The 14,930-nt window shown below is 56.1% G+C and carries 14 protein-coding genes and 4 tRNA genes; all 18 read left to right on the top strand.

The features are described 5' to 3' along the window. The first annotated feature begins 2 nt into the window (after positions 1-2). Positions 3-584, top strand: a complete 582-nt coding sequence (locus AMM41_RS00520; RefSeq protein WP_194944551.1) for an anthranilate synthase component II — start codon at positions 3-5, stop codon at positions 582-584. Then, positions 581-1,657, top strand: coding sequence for a low-specificity L-threonine aldolase (gene ltaE / locus AMM41_RS00515; RefSeq protein ID WP_089951884.1), 1,077 nt, complete (start codon positions 581-583; stop codon positions 1,655-1,657). The genes AMM41_RS00520 and ltaE overlap by 4 nt, the downstream gene beginning before the upstream one ends. Before the next feature lie 4 nt (positions 1,658-1,661). After that, positions 1,662-2,357 carry a LysE family translocator gene (locus AMM41_RS00510; protein ID WP_089951881.1) on the top strand — a complete coding sequence of 232 codons (696 nt, stop codon included), beginning with the start codon at positions 1,662-1,664 and terminating at the stop codon, positions 2,355-2,357. A 38-nt stretch (positions 2,358-2,395) separates the two neighbouring features. Beyond that, entirely contained in the window at positions 2,396-3,424 is a 1,029-nt protein-coding gene (gene trpD, locus AMM41_RS00505; protein WP_089951880.1) for an anthranilate phosphoribosyltransferase, read from the top strand. Between the two features lie 136 nt (positions 3,425-3,560). Next, complete coding sequence (gene trpC / locus AMM41_RS00500) at positions 3,561-4,349, top strand: indole-3-glycerol phosphate synthase TrpC (RefSeq protein WP_089951877.1); 789 nt, start codon at positions 3,561-3,563, stop codon at positions 4,347-4,349. Next, entirely contained in the window at positions 4,349-5,110 is a 762-nt protein-coding gene (locus tag AMM41_RS00495; RefSeq protein ID WP_089951876.1) for a uracil-DNA glycosylase, read from the top strand. The genes trpC and AMM41_RS00495 overlap by 1 nt, the downstream gene beginning before the upstream one ends. 61 nt (positions 5,111-5,171) lie before the next feature. Continuing rightward, positions 5,172-5,257 (top strand) — tRNA-Tyr (locus tag AMM41_RS00490). A gap of 87 nt (positions 5,258-5,344) precedes the next feature. Continuing rightward, positions 5,345-5,418: transfer RNA gene (locus tag AMM41_RS00485), tRNA-Gly, on the top strand. 32 nt (positions 5,419-5,450) lie between these two features. Then, a tRNA-Thr gene (locus AMM41_RS00480) sits at positions 5,451-5,525 on the top strand. 73 nt (positions 5,526-5,598) lie between these two features. Further along, positions 5,599-6,789 (top strand): elongation factor Tu, encoded by a 1,191-nt coding sequence (gene tuf / locus AMM41_RS00475; RefSeq protein ID WP_089951874.1) that lies wholly within the window; start codon positions 5,599-5,601, stop codon positions 6,787-6,789. 12 nt (positions 6,790-6,801) lie between these two features. Then, positions 6,802-6,877 (top strand) — tRNA-Trp (locus tag AMM41_RS00470). Between the two features lie 99 nt (positions 6,878-6,976). Next, complete coding sequence (secE, locus tag AMM41_RS00465; protein ID WP_089951870.1) at positions 6,977-7,360, top strand: preprotein translocase subunit SecE; 384 nt, start codon at positions 6,977-6,979, stop codon at positions 7,358-7,360. Next, the gene (gene nusG / locus AMM41_RS00460; protein ID WP_089951868.1) at positions 7,360-7,941 is read left to right on the top strand and encodes a transcription termination/antitermination protein NusG; all 582 of its coding nucleotides are present in this window, start codon (positions 7,360-7,362) and stop codon (positions 7,939-7,941) included. Before secE ends, nusG begins: the two co-directional genes overlap by 1 nt. Before the next feature lie 114 nt (positions 7,942-8,055). Further along, positions 8,056-8,487: a 50S ribosomal protein L11 gene (gene rplK / locus AMM41_RS00455; RefSeq protein ID WP_019430860.1), complete on the top strand. Its 432-nt coding sequence runs from the start codon at positions 8,056-8,058 to the stop codon at positions 8,485-8,487. After that, positions 8,488-9,183, top strand: coding sequence for a 50S ribosomal protein L1 (gene rplA / locus AMM41_RS00450; protein ID WP_089951855.1), 696 nt, complete (start codon positions 8,488-8,490; stop codon positions 9,181-9,183). It abuts the gene before it with no gap. Between the two features lie 258 nt (positions 9,184-9,441). Further along, positions 9,442-9,948 (top strand): 50S ribosomal protein L10, encoded by a 507-nt coding sequence (rplJ, locus tag AMM41_RS00445; RefSeq protein WP_089951853.1) that lies wholly within the window; start codon positions 9,442-9,444, stop codon positions 9,946-9,948. Between the two features lie 39 nt (positions 9,949-9,987). After that, the gene (rplL, locus tag AMM41_RS00440) at positions 9,988-10,359 is read left to right on the top strand and encodes a 50S ribosomal protein L7/L12 (protein ID WP_089951849.1); all 372 of its coding nucleotides are present in this window, start codon (positions 9,988-9,990) and stop codon (positions 10,357-10,359) included. A gap of 424 nt (positions 10,360-10,783) precedes the next feature. Then, on the top strand, positions 10,784-14,908 hold the full coding sequence (gene rpoB / locus AMM41_RS00435; protein ID WP_089951848.1) for a DNA-directed RNA polymerase subunit beta: 4,125 nt from the start codon (positions 10,784-10,786) through the stop codon (positions 14,906-14,908). Positions 14,909-14,930 lie beyond the last annotated feature (22 nt).

Genomic DNA, 14,930 nt, shown 5'->3' with positions numbered 1-14,930 from the left:
TCATGGCGAAAAAAATCAAACTCCTGATGGTCGACAACTACGACTCGTTCACCTTCAACATCGTGCAGTACTTCGGTGAACTGGGCGCGGAGGTCGAGGTCTTTCGCAACGATGAAATCACGCTCGAGGGCATTGAGGCCCGCCAGCCTGACCGTTTGGTGATTTCGCCCGGCCCATGCTCGCCAGCCGAGGCGGGCATTTCGGTGGCGGCCATCCAGCACTTTGCAGGCCAACTGCCCATCTTGGGCGTGTGTCTAGGGCACCAAAGCATTGGTGCGGCCTTTGGCGGCAAGATCGTTCGGGCGCAGGAATTGATGCACGGCAAGACCAGTGTCATCACCACCACGCAAGAAGGCGTGTTCGCGGGCTTGCCCGAGCAGTTCACGGTCAACCGCTACCACTCCTTGGCCATTGAGCGGGTCACTTGCCCACCCTGCCTGAAAGTCTCGGCTTGGACGGATGACGGCGAGATCATGGGCGTGCGGCACACCGAGCTGGACATCGAAGGTGTGCAGTTTCACCCCGAATCCATCCTGACCGAGCACGGCCATGCCATGCTCAAAAACTTTTTGGTGCGACCATGACTACGACCATTGATCTGCGCAGCGACACCGTGACCCAGCCCACCACTGCCATGCGCGAGGCCATGCTGGCTGCGCCAGTGGGCGACGATGTGTTTGGCGACGACCCCACGGTCAATGCCTTGCAAGAACGAATTGCAGAAATCACGGGCAAAGAAGCGGCGCTGTTCATGCCATCGGGCACACAAAGCAACCTGTGCGCCCTGATGGCGCATTGCGAGCGGGGCGACGAGTACATCGTGGGTCAAAACGCGCACACCTACCGCTACGAAGGCGGCGGTGCAGCGGTGCTGGGCAGCATCCAGCCGCAGCCGTTGGCACAAAACGTTTCCGGCGAAATGGCGCTGACCGACATCGCCGCAGCCATCAAACCCATCGACTGCCACTTTGCCCGCACCCGCCTGCTGGCGCTGGAAAACACCTGGAACGGCCACCCCATGTCGCTGGCTTATTTGGCGCAAGCCACAGCGCTCGCCCGGCAGCACGGCTTGGCCGTGCATCTGGACGGTGCCCGTCTCTTCAATGCGGCTGTCGCACAAGCCGAAGGTGGGGCAGTCACGGCCAGCGTGCGGCGCATCGTGGACCACTTTGACAGCGTGTCGGTTTGCTTCAGCAAAGGTTTGGGAGCCCCTGTGGGTTCGGCCTTGTGCGGCTCGCGTGAACTGATCGCCAAGGCGCTGCGCTGGCGCAAGGTGTTGGGCGGTGGTTTGCGCCAGTCCGGCATTTTGGCGGCAGCGGCTTTGCACGCGCTTGACCACCACGTCGAGCGCTTGGCCGATGACCATGCGCTGGCGCAGCGGCTGGCCCAAGGCCTGCAAGGCGTGCCTGGCTTGAGCGTGCGTTCGGCGCAAACCAACATTGTGTTTGTGGATGTGGCCGATGGACGTGGCCCGGCCCTGCTTGAGGATCTGAAGGCCCATGGCGTTTTGGCCACGGGTTTGATTGGCCTGCGCTTTGTGACGCACCTAGGGGTGGATGCTGCTGGTATCGACCACGCCATCGATTGCATCCAGCGCTTCATGGCGAACGCGTCTGCACAGATAAGCCCGACTTCCGACCGAGTGGGCGTTTACTGAAGCCATGTTTGACACGCAGCAAGTCCTGATGTTCATGTTGGCCGGTGTGCTGCTCAACCTCACGCCTGGGCCGGATGTGCTCTACATCGTCAACCAGTCGCTGAGGGGCGGTGTGCAGCGTGGATTGGTCGCTGCCTGGGGCATCACGGCGGGGTGTTTTGTGCACGTGGCTGCGGCCGCTTGGGGCTTGGGGGCCGTCCTGGCCACTTCGGCAGACGCCTTCAATCTGGTCAAGTGGATCGGTGCGGCCTATCTGCTGTGGATGGGGGGACGCCTGTTGTGGCGTACAAGTCAAGCGGGTGCCGATGGCGATCAAGCGCAAGTTCCGGCGCTGATGGGCCATTCTGACCCGCACGGGCGTGGGCCAGCTTCCAAAGAGGTCACTGGTTTATGGGCCGTGTTCTTCGGCGCATTCGCCACCAACGCCTTGAATCCGAAAGTGGCGCTGTTTTTTCTGGCCTTTGTTCCCCAATTCATCCCAGTGCATGCCCCTGACCCGGCCTGGTCTTTTGTGCTCTTGGGCTGCTTGTTCAATCTGAACAGTTGGTTGGTGTGCATGGGCTGGGCTGTGGCCGCCTCTTGGCTGGCCCGCAGAGGCCAATGGCTGCAGCGTGGCATGCGCCACTTAGACCGGCTGACGGGCTTGTTGTTTCTTGGCTTTGGGCTGAAGCTCGCCCTGACCGACGCGCCAACCCGCTGAATTGTTTAACGATCTCCATCATCCGACAGGAAACGACCATGCCCATCACCCCTCAGGAAGCGCTTCAACGCACCATCGAGCACCGCGAGATTTTTCACGACGAAATGCTCCACCTCATGCGCATGATCATGAACGGCGAGCTGACGCCCGTCATGACCGCCGCGCTCGTCACCGGCCTGCGCGTGAAAAAAGAAACCATTGGCGAAATCACCGCAGCCGCGCAAGTCATGCGCGAGTTCTCAACCAAAGTGCATGTGGCCGACCCCACACACCTCGTGGACATTGTGGGCACAGGAGGCGATGGGGCCCACACCTTCAACATCTCGACTTGCGCCATGTTTGTGGCCGCTGCCGCCGGGGCCAAAACGGCCAAACACGGTGGGCGCAGCGTCAGCAGCAAATCGGGCAGCGCCGACGTGGTCGAAGCCCTGGGTGGCAACATTCACCTGTCGCCCGAGCAGATCGCGCGGTCGATCCAAGAGGTGGGCATCGGCTTCATGTTCGCACCCAACCACCACCCGGCCATGAAAAACGTGGCCCCGGTGCGCAAGGAGCTGGGTGTGCGCACGATGTTCAACATTTTGGGTCCATTGACCAACCCAGCCAGCGCTCCGAACATCCTGATGGGGGTGTTCCACTCCGACCTTGTGGGCATTCAGGTGCGTGCCCTGCAGCGCTTGGGGGCCGAGCATGCGTTGGTGGTGTACGGGCGCGACGGCATGGATGAAATCAGCTTGGGCGCGGCCACTTTGGTGGGCGAACTCAAAAACGGCCAGATCACCGAATATGAAATTCACCCGGAAGACTTCGGCCTGACCATGGCCAGCAACCGGGCCCTGAAAGTGGACACACCTGAGCAATCCATGGCCATGCTGCGTGGCGTGCTGGACAATGAGCCCGGCGCGGCGCGGGACATCGTCATGATCAATGCGGGCGCTGCCTTGTACGCGGCCAATGTGGCCAGCAGCATCGCCGATGGTTTGGCCCGTGCGCGTGTGGCCGTCGAGTCGGGCGCGGCCAAAGCCAAGCTGGCGCAGTTTGTGGCCTTTGGCCAGAAGGCGGCTTGAGCCATGTGGCGGGACGAGGGCGCCTGGATCGCTTTAGGGGTGTCGGCCTTGTTTGTGGTCATGGCCTGGGTGATGCACCGCGTCTTTGTTCGCATATTGAAAAACGGTGCCACTGAGCCCGCACAGAAAGAAAATCATGAGTGACATCCTGGACAAAATCGTCGCGGTCAAACGCGAAGAAGTGGCAGCAGCCTTGAAGCAAAAATCGCTGGCCGTGGTGCGCGCCGATGCCGAAAGCCGCGTGCTGACCCGTGACTTCGAAGGCGCGATGCGTGCCAAGGTCGCCGCAGGCCAAGCGGCTGTGATCGCCGAAATCAAGAAGGCCAGCCCGTCCAAAGGCGTGTTGCGGGCCGACTTCATTCCGGCCGACATCGCCCAAAGCTACGCCGAATTCGGCGCGGCTTGTCTGTCGGTCTTGACGGACAAGCAGTTCTTTCAGGGCAGCGTGGATTACCTCAAACAAGCTCGTGCCAGTTGCGACCTGCCGGTGCTGCGCAAGGATTTCATGATCGATGCCTACCAGGTGTACGAGGCTCGGGCCATGGGGGCTGACGCCATTTTGCTCATCGCCGCCTGCCTGGACGATGCCCACATGGCCGAGATGGAGGCGGTGGCCCGCAGCCTGGACATGGCGGTGCTGGTGGAGGTGCACGACAAAGCCGAGCTGGAGCGCGCCCTCAAGCTGAAAACACGTCTGGTCGGCATCAACAACCGCAACCTGAAAACCTTCGAGGTGTCCCTGCAGACCACGCTGGACATGTTGCCCGATGTGCCAGCCGACCGCTTGCTGGTCACCGAAAGCGGGATTCAAAGCCCGGAAGATGTCAGGCGCATGCGCGAGGCCCAAGTTAACGCCTTCTTGGTGGGTGAGGCTTTCATGCGTGCCCGTGAGCCCGGCGAAGCACTGGCGAAACTCTTTGCCTGATGCTTGACGGTCAAAGTCAGCAAGCTTTTGCTTTCGGGAAGGAAGATGAGCCAGGGAGCTGCTTGGCTCAGTGGCCGCCCGATCTGCAAGCCTTGGATGAGGGCTGGAGACCTTTGCTTGAGGATTTTTTGGCATCCGCGACGGGTGCGGCGTTGTCCAAACGTTTGAATCAGGCCTTGAGTGAAAGAAAAGTCATCTATCCACCAGAGCCTTTGCGTGCTTTGGCATTGACGCCATTGAAGCAGGTACGCGTGGTGATCTTGGGGCAAGACCCTTACCATGGGCCCGGACAGGCTGAGGGTCTGGCATTTTCTGTACAGCCTGGTGTGAAAGTTCCGCCGAGTTTGCGCAACATATTCAAAGAACTGCAACAGAGCCTCGGTGTTCCCATTGCGAGGGATGGTTCATTGGTGCGGTGGGCACAGCAAGGGGTTTTGCTGCTTAACACATGCCTGACCGTTGAGGCAGGACAGGCAGCCAGTCATGCCCGGTGGGGGTGGGAGGCATTGACCGACGCCCTGCTAAAAGCAGCAGCGCAAAACACGCAGCCCTTGGTGTTTATGTTGTGGGGTGCTCACGCGCAAGAAAAAAAACAGTTGATAGATGGATTGATCGAGGGCGGACAGCATTTGGTGTTGAGCGCGCATCATCCGTCCCCATTGTCTGCCAATCGGCCACCGACCCCTTTTTTGGGCTGCAATCACTTTGCAATGACAAACGATTTTTTGGGATCTATGGGTGGGAAAACCATCATTTGGTGAAAAAATTAGGCAGGTTGTTGAGAAGTCGTAGAAAAGATGGCATAATTCAAGGCTTGCTTCAGGAGGGGTGCCCGAGTGGCTAAAGGGGGCAGACTGTAAATCTGTTGGCTTACGCCTACACTGGTTCGAATCCAGTCTCCTCCACCAGCAAACTGGCCTAAAGCCGGATGATCAGAGTCATTGGAAATGCTGTCCAAGCATTGGTGTTGCAGCCACTCATGCAGCACAAACAATGCGGGAGTAGTTTAATGGTAGAACCTTAGCCTTCCAAGCTAATGACACGGGTTCGATTCCCGTTTCCCGCTCCAGTCATTCGATGACAGTTTGCAAGAAGTAATTCGCCCTTGTGGCTCAGTGGTAGAGCACTCCCTTGGTAAGGGAGAGGTCGCGGGTCCGATTCCCGCCAAGGGCACCAGTTTTTGGGCGTGTGACGTGAGTTGCACGCCCTCTGTCTTGGTTGTTGACCACTACTTTTCGGAGTCGAAGAAATGGCAAAAGAGAAATTCGAACGGACCAAGCCCCACGTGAACGTGGGTACCATCGGTCACGTTGACCACGGCAAAACCACCCTGACTGCCGCCATCACCACCGTGTTGGCTGCCAAGTTCGGCGGTGCTGCCAAAGCGTACGACCAGATCGACGCGGCGCCCGAAGAGAAGGCTCGTGGTATCACGATCAACACCGCTCACGTTGAGTACGAAACGGAAAACCGTCACTACGCCCACGTGGACTGCCCCGGCCACGCTGACTATGTGAAGAACATGATCACCGGTGCTGCCCAGATGGACGGCGCTATTTTGGTTTGCTCCGCTGCTGACGGCCCTATGCCTCAGACCCGCGAGCACATCCTGTTGGCCCGTCAAGTGGGCGTGCCTTACATCATCGTGTTCCTGAACAAGTGCGACATGGTCGACGACGCTGAGTTGTTGGAACTGGTCGAGATGGAAGTTCGCGAGTTGTTGTCCAAGTACGACTTCCCAGGCGACGACACCCCCATCGTCCAAGGTTCCGCCAAGCTGGCTCTGGAAGGCGACAAGGGCCCTCTGGGCGAGCAAGCCATCATGAAGTTGGCTGACGCTTTGGACACTTACATCCCTACGCCTGACCGCGCAGTGGACGGTGCATTCTTGATGCCCGTGGAAGACGTGTTCTCCATCTCCGGTCGCGGCACTGTGGTGACTGGCCGTATCGAGCGCGGTATCGTCAAAGTCGGCGAAGAAATCGAAATCGTCGGTATCAAAGACACCGTCAAGACCACTTGCACAGGCGTTGAGATGTTCCGCAAGTTGCTCGACCAAGGTCAAGCCGGTGACAACGTCGGTATCTTGTTGCGCGGCACCAAGCGCGAAGACGTCGAGCGCGGCCAAGTGCTGTGCAAGCCCGGCTCGATCAAGCCCCACACCCACTTCACGGGCGAGATCTATGTCTTGTCCAAAGACGAAGGTGGCCGTCACACGCCTTTCTTCAACAACTACCGTCCTCAGTTCTACTTCCGTACGACGGACGTGACCGGCGCGATCGAATTGCCAGAAGGCAAAGAGATGGTGATGCCGGGTGACAACGTGTCGATCACTGTGAAGTTGATCAACCCCATTGCGATGGAAGAAGGCTTGCGCTTCGCCATCCGCGAAGGCGGCCGCACCGTTGGCGCTGGCGTTGTTGCCAAGATCATCGCTTAAAGAGTTTCAAGTAGGGGTATAGCTCAATTGGCAGAGCGTCGGTCTCCAAAACCGAAGGTTGTAGGTTCGATTCCTACTGCCCCTGCCACCTGAAACAAGGTGGATAACAAGCCCGCTAGAACCTAGCGGGCTTCATTGTCTTAAGAGACGCCTCTGCATTGGAGGTGCAACAAAGGTAAAAGCCCGTATGGCAACGTCCGAAGTTCAAACTGTGAGTGCTGCTGGCGACAAAATGCGATTGGCATTGGCTGTGTCGCTGGTGATCGCGGCCCTGGTTGGCTTTTACATGCTCTCAAAACAAGGTGTTTGGGTACAGTGGGCAGTTTTGCTGGTCAGCTTGTCTGCAGCATTGGCCGTGTTCTTGACCAGTGAAATGGGTCGGAGGCTGATTGGATTCAGTCGCGATGCTGTTCGTGAGGTCAAAAAAGTGGTTTGGCCTGAGCGTAAAGAAGCCCTGCAGATCACGGCTTATGTGTTTGCTTTTGTCGTTGTGATGGCCTTGTTTCTTTGGCTAACAGACAAAACCCTGGAATGGGTTTTTTACGATTTGATTCTTGGGTGGAAAAAATAATGAACGATGTCGTAGTGAATGCGCCAATGGCGGGATCGTCCACCAACCCAGACTTGAAATGGTATGTGGTTCATGCTTACTCCGGCATGGAAAAAGCGGTAGAGCGCAACATTGTTGAACGAATTGCACGTTCAGGAATGGAAACCAAGTTTGGCCGAATCTTGGTGCCTACAGAAGAAGTGGTCGAAGTTAAAAATGGCCAAAAAAGAACAACTGAGCGCAAGTTTTTTCCTGGTTATGTCTTGGTTGAAATGGTCATGGACGATGAAACATGGCATTTGGTCAAACATACCAACAAAGTGACAGGATTTGTGGGCGGCGCTAAAAACAGACCGGCACCCATATCAGAAGCAGATGTAGCCAAAATTGTCAGTCAAATGCAAGAGGGCACAGATAAGCCACGTCATAAAGTTGAATTTGAGGTCGGTGAATACATTCGGGTCAAAGAGGGCCCCTTCACAGATTTCAATGGGACCGTCGAAGAAGTCAATTACGAACGCAATAAGATGCGTGTTTCTGTGACGATTTTTGGAAGAGCGACACCCGTTGAATTGGAATTCAGTCAGGTCGAAAAAACCTAAATGAGAAAAGGTTTGGCATGAACCGACTCGGTGCCAAATTGAGTTGAAGAGTCGTTAACCCCGGGAAGCTGAAGGTTTTAATACCTAAGCGTTAATACCCGCAAGGAGAAAAGCATGGCGAAAAAAATCGTCGGCTTCATCAAGCTGCAAGTGCCAGCTGGTAAAGCCAATCCATCACCACCCATCGGTCCAGCACTGGGTCAGCGTGGTTTGAACATCATGGAATTCTGCAAGGCGTTCAACGCCCAGACCCAAGGCGTCGAGCCAGGTCTGCCATTGCCAGTGGTGATCACTGCGTTTGCAGACAAGTCCTTCACCTTCATCATCAAAACGCCACCAGCGGCCACTTTGATCAAGAAGTCCATCAAGATTGACAAGGCCTCGACCAAGCCAGGCTTGGAAAAAGTCGGCAAGATCACCCGTGCTCAGCTGGAAGAAATCGCCAAAACCAAGATGAAAGATCTGACTGCCGCCGACATGGACGCAGCCGTTCGCACCATCGCTGGTACTGCCCGTTCCATGGGCGTGAATGTGGAGGGCGTGTAAATGTCCAAGCTCACTAAAAAACAAAAAGCCTTTGTCGGCAAAGTGGACAGCAACAAGCTGTACCCCTTGGCCGATGCCTTGGTGATCGTGAAAGATTGCGCCAATGCCAAGTTCGATGAGTCCATCGACGTGGCTGTGCAACTCGGCATTGATGCCAAGAAGTCTGATCAAGTGGTTCGTGGTGCTGTCGTGTTGCCTAACGGCACGGGCAAAACCGCCCGCGTTGCTGTGTTCGCACAAGGCGCCAAGGCTGAAGAAGCCAAAGCCGCTGGTGCTGATGTGGTCGGCATGGACGACTTGGCTGCCCGCGTAAAAGCTGGCGACATGCCTTTCGATGTGGTGATTGCTGCCCCTGACGCCATGCGCGTTGTGGGTACTTTGGGTCAAATCCTGGGCCCACGCGGCTTGATGCCTAACCCCAAAGTCGGCACCGTAACCCCAGATGTGGCGACTGCTGTGCGCAACGCAAAGGCTGGTCAAGTCCAGTTCCGTGTTGACAAAGCCGGTATTGTCCACGGCACCATTGGTCGCCGTTCTTTCGAGAATGACAAGTTGCAAGGCAACTTGGCTGCCTTGATCGAAGCTTTGGTGAAAGCCAAGCCAGCCACGAGCAAGGGTGTTTACCTGCGCAAAGTGGCCGTGTCTTCGACCATGGGTGTGGGCGTTCGCGTTGACACACAATCCATCGCAGCTTGATTGCGATAAAAATTTGAGTGGGCTGACAAGCCTGCTCAATGTGGTGGGCTGCACTCTTTGCAAAAGAGCTGCAGGCCATCCAAGACCGTTGGTGCACACGCAGATGTGCTTAATCAACAAACAAACAAGTTAGCTTGTCTGTTTGGGCCAACGCAGATGGCGATCCCGCTGCAGATGGATGAAGATCCTGAACAGTTGGTCGCTGCAAATAGGCGTGTTCAAGGGGTGACCCGAAAAACACATATAAAGGAGTAGACCTTGAGTCTGAATCGCAGTGAGAAAGAAGCGGTCATTTCCGAAGTGACCGACCTCGCCGCTAAAGCTCAAACGCTTGTGATGGCGGAATACCGTGGTATCACGGTCGCTGACATGACCAACCTGCGCGTCAAAGCTCGCAGCCTCGGCGTTTCGCTGACAGTGTTGAAAAACACTTTGGCTCGCCGTGCTGTGACAGGTACGCAGTTTGAAGTTGTCGCCGACCAGATGACCGGTCCGCTGATCTATGGCTTCTCTGAAGATGCAGTGGCTGCCGCAAAAGTGGTAGCTGACTTCGCGAAAACCAACGACAAGTTGGTGATTCGTGCAGGTGCATTTGCAGGCAAAGTCTTGGATGTGAACGGCGTGAAGCAATTGGCAAGCATTCCTTCGAAAGAAGTGTTGTTGGCTCAGTTGTGTGGCTTGTTGATGTCGCCGATGTCTCGCACCGCAGTGGTGTTGGGTGCTTTGGCGGCCAAAAAAGGCGAAGGCGAAGCTGTTGCCGCTTAAGGCCAGTTTTCGTATTTAACCAATTGTTAGGAAATAAAAATGGCATTCGATAAAGACGCATTTTTGACCGCGCTCGACAGCATGACGGTCATGGAACTCAACGACTTGGTGAAAGCCATCGAAGAGAAATTTGGTGTGAGCGCTGCCGCTATGGCTGCTCCAGCTGCAGGCGGCGCTGCTGCAGCCGTGGCTGAAGAGAAGACTGAGTTCAACGTTGTGTTGCTCGAAGCTGGTGCGAACAAAGTGTCCGTGATTAAAGCTGTGCGTGAAATCACAGGTTTGGGCTTGAAAGAAGCCAAAGACCTGGTGGATGGCGCTCCTAAAGCGGTCAAAGAAGCTTTGCCTAAGGCAGACGCTGAAGCCGCCAAGAAGAAGCTGGAAGACGCAGGCGCCAAAGCCGAACTCAAGTAATTCAGTGACTTTCCAAGGCTGGAGTGTCCGTGAGGACCTCCAGCCTTTGGTACTTGAAGAGGACCTGAAAAATAGAGCAAAAAGAACCCATTTTTTGTTCATCAAGTCAGGAGTTGATTCAAAGTCAAGTAATTCTGAATCAATGCAACGTTTTTAAACATTGGCGCTCGAGTATCTAAAAAATGAACACCGGAAAGTAGATTTCAACAGTCTGCTTTCCAGTGTTTTGTTGAAACACCGGAAAGTTGATTTCAATAGTCTGCTTTCCAGTGTTTTCTGACCCGACTGCAGAAAACCCTTGGTACGGGTTGCGTGCAATGCGCAATCGTCCGCCAACGCTGGTAGTGGCCAGCCGCCAAGCCCTTTGTGGGTACTGAAAAGTGCCACCAATACACAGTTCTGAAAGATCAAGCCCGGAGATCTCATGGCCTATTCCTATACCGAACGCAAGCGAATCCGCAAAAGTTTCGGCAGCCGCGAAAGCGTGCTCGAAGTTCCCTACCTGCTCCAGATGCAAAAAGACGCTTACACGTCTTTCCTTCAAGCAGGTGTGGTCTCATCCAAACGAACCCACGAAGGCTTGCAAGCAGCCTTTGAATCAGCATTTCCCATTGTTTCGCACAATGGATTTGTGGAAATGAAGTTTGTTGAGTACAACTTGGCCAAACCTGCATTTGATGTGCGTGAATGCCAGACACGTGGACTGACCTTCTCTTCAGCCGTTCGGGCCCGGGTACAGCTCATCATTTATGACCGTGAAACGTCGACATCACAATCAAAAATTGTGAAAGAAGTCAAAGAGCAAGAAGTCTATATGGGCGAAGTGCCTTTGATGACCGACAAAGGTTCTTTCATCATCAACGGTACTGAACGCGTGATCGTGTCCCAGTTGCACCGTTCTCCTGGCGTGTTCTTTGAACACGACAAGGGCAAGACCCACAGCTCGGGCAAGTTGTTGTTTTCGGCCCGCATCATTCCTTATCGCGGTTCTTGGCTCGACTTTGAATTCGATCCGAAGGACATTCTGTATTTCCGGGTTGATCGTCGCCGCAAAATGCCGGTGTCGATCTTGCTCAAGGCCATCGGCCTGAACCCTGAGTCGATCCTGGCCAACTTCTTCGTCAATGACAATTTCCGTCTGATGGATAACGGTGCCCAGATGGAATTTGTGGCTGAGCGTCTGCGTGGCGAAGTCGCCCGTTTTGACATCACCGACAAGTCCGGCAAAGTGGTGGTGGCCAAAGACAAGCGCATCACCGTGCGTCACACCCGTGAACTCGAGCAATCGGGCACCACGCACATCAGCGTGCCAGAAGACTACCTGTTGGGTCGCGTGGTTGCACGCAGCATTGTCGAAGCAGACACTGGCGAGATCATCGCCAAGGCCAACGAAGAGTTGACCGAAGCGCTGCTGAAAAAGCTGCGCACATCGGGTATCCAAGACCTCCCTTGCATCTACACCAACGAGTTGGATCAGGGCGCTTACATTTCGCAGACCCTGCGCATCGACGAAACCGTCGACGAGTTCGCCGCACGCGTGGCGATCTACCGCATGATGCGTCCTGGCGAACCACCAACAGAAGACGCAGTGCAAGCCCTGTTCCAGCGCTTGTTTTACAACCCCGACACTTACGACTTGTCGCGTGTGGGTCGCATGAAGTTCAACGCCCGTGTCGGTCGTCCAGACTCCACAGGCCCCATGGTCTTGACCAACGAAGACATCTTGGCTGTCGTCAAGATTTTGGTGGACTTGCGCAACGGCAACGGTGAAGTCGATGACATCGACCACTTGGGTAACCGCCGCGTGCGTTGCGTGGGTGAATTGGCCGAAAACCAGTACCGCACAGGTTTGGCACGCATCGAAAAAGCCGTCAAAGAACGTTTGGGCCAGGCCGAGCAAGAGCCGCTCATGCCGCATGACCTGATCAACTCCAAGCCGATTTCTGCGGCCTTGAAAGAGTTCTTTGGTGCATCCCAGCTGTCGCAGTTCATGGACCAGACCAACCCGCTGGCCGAGATCACCCACAAGCGCCGCGTGTCGGCCCTTGGCCCAGGTGGTCTGACCCGCGAACGTGCTGGCTTTGAAGTGCGAGACGTGCACGTGACCCATTACGGTCGCGTCTGCCCCATTGAAACACCAGAAGGCCCAAACATTGGTCTGATCAACTCATTGGCCCTGTACGCCCGTCTGAACGAGTACGGTTTCATCGAAACTCCTTACCGCCGCGTGGTGGAAGGCAAAGTCACGATGGACATCGACTACCTGTCGGCCATTGAAGAAGGCAAGTACGTCATCGCCCAGGCCAACGCCACTTTGGACAAAGACGGCAAGCTGACCGGTGACCTGGTGTCTGCGCGTGAAAAGGGTGAATCCATCCTGTGTGGTGCCGAGCGCATCCAGTACATGGACGTGTCGCCAGCGCAGATCGTTTCGGTGGCGGCCTCTTTGGTGCCGTTCCTCGAGCATGATGACGCCAACCGCGCTTTGATGGGTGCCAACATGTCGCGTCAGGCCGTGCCTGTGTTGCGTCCTGAAAAGCCCATGGTGGGCACCGGCATCGAACGCGTTGCAGCGGTCGACTCCGGCACCGTGGTCACCGCAACCCGTGGCGGCATCGTCGACTATGTGGACGCAACCCGCATCGTGATCCGCGTGAACGACGCTGAAGCTTTGGCCGGCGAAGTGGGTGTGGACATCTACAACCTGATCAAGTACCAGCGCTCCAACCAGAACACGAACATCCACCAGCGCCCCATCGTCAAGCGTGGCGACAGGCTGGCCAAGGGGGATGTGATCGCTGACGGCGCATCGACCGACTTGGGCGAAATCGCCATCGGTCAGAACATGCTGATCGCCTTCATGCCCTGGAACGGTTACAACTTCGAAGACTCGATCTTGATCTCTGAGCGTGTTGTGTCGGAAGACCGCTACACCTCGATCCACATCGAAGAACTCGTGGTCATGGCCCGTGACACCAAGTTGGGCGCCGAAGAAATTTCGCGCGATATCCCCAACCTGTCCGAACAGCAACTGGGCCGCCTGGACGACTCCGGCATCATCTACGTGGGTGCAGAAGTGCAACCCGGCGATGTGCTGGTCGGCAAGGTCACCCCCAAAGGCGAGACCACCCTCACGCCTGAAGAGAAACTGCTGCGCGCCATCTTCGGCGAGAAGGCATCGGATGTGAAAGACACCTCGCTGCGCGTGGACCAGGGCTCGCAAGGCACCGTGATCGACGTGCAGGTCTTCACCCGTGAAGGCATCGTGCGCGACAAGCGTGCCCAGCAGATCATCGACGACGAACTCAAGCGTTTCCGCTTGGACCTAAACGACCAGCTGCGCATCGTGGAAGCGGACGCCTTTGACCGTATCGAGAAACTGCTGGTGGGCCGCGTGGCCAATGGTGGCCCACAAAAGCTGTCCAAAGGGACCAAGCTCGACAAAGCCTACATGGAGTCGGTCGACAAGTTCCATTGGTTCGACATTCGCCCCGCCGAAGAAGATGTGGCCATGCAGCTCGAGTCCATCAAGAACTCGCTGGAGCAAACCCGCCACAGCTTCGATTTGTCGTTTGAAGAAAAACGCAAGAAGCTGACACAAGGCGACGAGTTGCCCGCTGGTGTGCTCAAAATGGTCAAGGTTTACTTGGCCGTCAAGCGCCGCTTGCAGCCCGGTGACAAGATGGCTGGCCGTCACGGCAACAAGGGTGTGGTCTCCAAGATCGTGCCCGTCGAAGACATGCCTTTCATGGCCGATGGCACCCCCGCCGACATCGTGCTCAACCCGTTGGGCGTGCCTTCGCGCATGAACGTGGGTCAGGTGCTTGAAGTTCATTTGGGTTGGGCAGGCAAAGGCATTGGCCAACGCATTGGCAACATGCTTCAAGCTGAAACCCAACGCATGGAAAAAGTTGCCGAACTGCGCAAGCTGTTTGAGCAGTTGTACAACAGCATGGGCCGCAAAGAAGACTTGTCGCAATTGAGTGATGACGAAGTACTTGACATGGCCAACAACCTGAAAGACGGTTTCCCGTTTGCCACGCCGGTGTTCGACGGTGCAGCAGAAGAAGAAATCCGTGCCATGTTGCATTTGGCTTACCCCGATGACTTGGCCAAGGCCAAGGGTCTGACGGCCACACGCACACAAGCGAATTTGTTTGATGGCCGAACAGGCGACGCCTTTGACCGGCCAACCACCATCGGCTACATGCATTACTTGAAGCTGCACCATTTGGTCGACGACAAGATGCACGCACGCTCGACGGGTCCTTACAGCTTGGTCACACAGCAGCCGTTGGGTGGTAAAGCGCAGTTCGGTGGTCAGCGTTTCGGTGAGATGGAAGTGTGGGCACTGGAAGCCTATGGCGCTTCTTATGTTCTGCAAGAAATGCTCACCGTCAAGTCTGACGACGTGCAAGGCCGTACCAAGGTGTACGAAAGCATTGTCAAAGGCGAACACTCCATTGAAGCGGGCATGCCCGAGTCGTTCAACGTGCTGGTCAAGGAAATCCGTTCGCTGGGCCTTGACATTGAGCTCGAGCGTTCTTAATTCACAGGCAAAGGATTTAAAC

The organism is Limnohabitans sp. 2KL-3 (genome assembly GCF_001269405.1).
Lineage (GTDB): Bacteria > Pseudomonadota > Gammaproteobacteria > Burkholderiales > Burkholderiaceae_C > Limnohabitans_A.
This window is presented reverse-complemented; position numbering and strand designations above follow the sequence as displayed.

Coding starts and splice junctions, on each gene's coding strand:
- ltaE (WP_089951884.1), top strand. CDS start 581: ATGACTACGACCATTGATCTGCGCAGCGACACCGTGACCCAGCCCACC.
- AMM41_RS00510 (WP_089951881.1), top strand. CDS start 1,662: ATGTTTGACACGCAGCAAGTCCTGATGTTCATGTTGGCCGGTGTGCTG.
- tuf (WP_089951874.1), top strand. CDS start 5,599: ATGGCAAAAGAGAAATTCGAACGGACCAAGCCCCACGTGAACGTGGGT.
- AMM41_RS00520 (WP_194944551.1), top strand. CDS start 3: ATGGCGAAAAAAATCAAACTCCTGATGGTCGACAACTACGACTCGTTC.
- rplA (WP_089951855.1), top strand. CDS start 8,488: ATGTCCAAGCTCACTAAAAAACAAAAAGCCTTTGTCGGCAAAGTGGAC.
- rplK (WP_019430860.1), top strand. CDS start 8,056: ATGGCGAAAAAAATCGTCGGCTTCATCAAGCTGCAAGTGCCAGCTGGT.
- AMM41_RS00495 (WP_089951876.1), top strand. CDS start 4,349: ATGCTTGACGGTCAAAGTCAGCAAGCTTTTGCTTTCGGGAAGGAAGAT.
- trpC (WP_089951877.1), top strand. CDS start 3,561: ATGAGTGACATCCTGGACAAAATCGTCGCGGTCAAACGCGAAGAAGTG.
- rpoB (WP_089951848.1), top strand. CDS start 10,784: ATGGCCTATTCCTATACCGAACGCAAGCGAATCCGCAAAAGTTTCGGC.
- rplL (WP_089951849.1), top strand. CDS start 9,988: ATGGCATTCGATAAAGACGCATTTTTGACCGCGCTCGACAGCATGACG.
- nusG (WP_089951868.1), top strand. CDS start 7,360: ATGAACGATGTCGTAGTGAATGCGCCAATGGCGGGATCGTCCACCAAC.
- secE (WP_089951870.1), top strand. CDS start 6,977: ATGGCAACGTCCGAAGTTCAAACTGTGAGTGCTGCTGGCGACAAAATG.
- trpD (WP_089951880.1), top strand. CDS start 2,396: ATGCCCATCACCCCTCAGGAAGCGCTTCAACGCACCATCGAGCACCGC.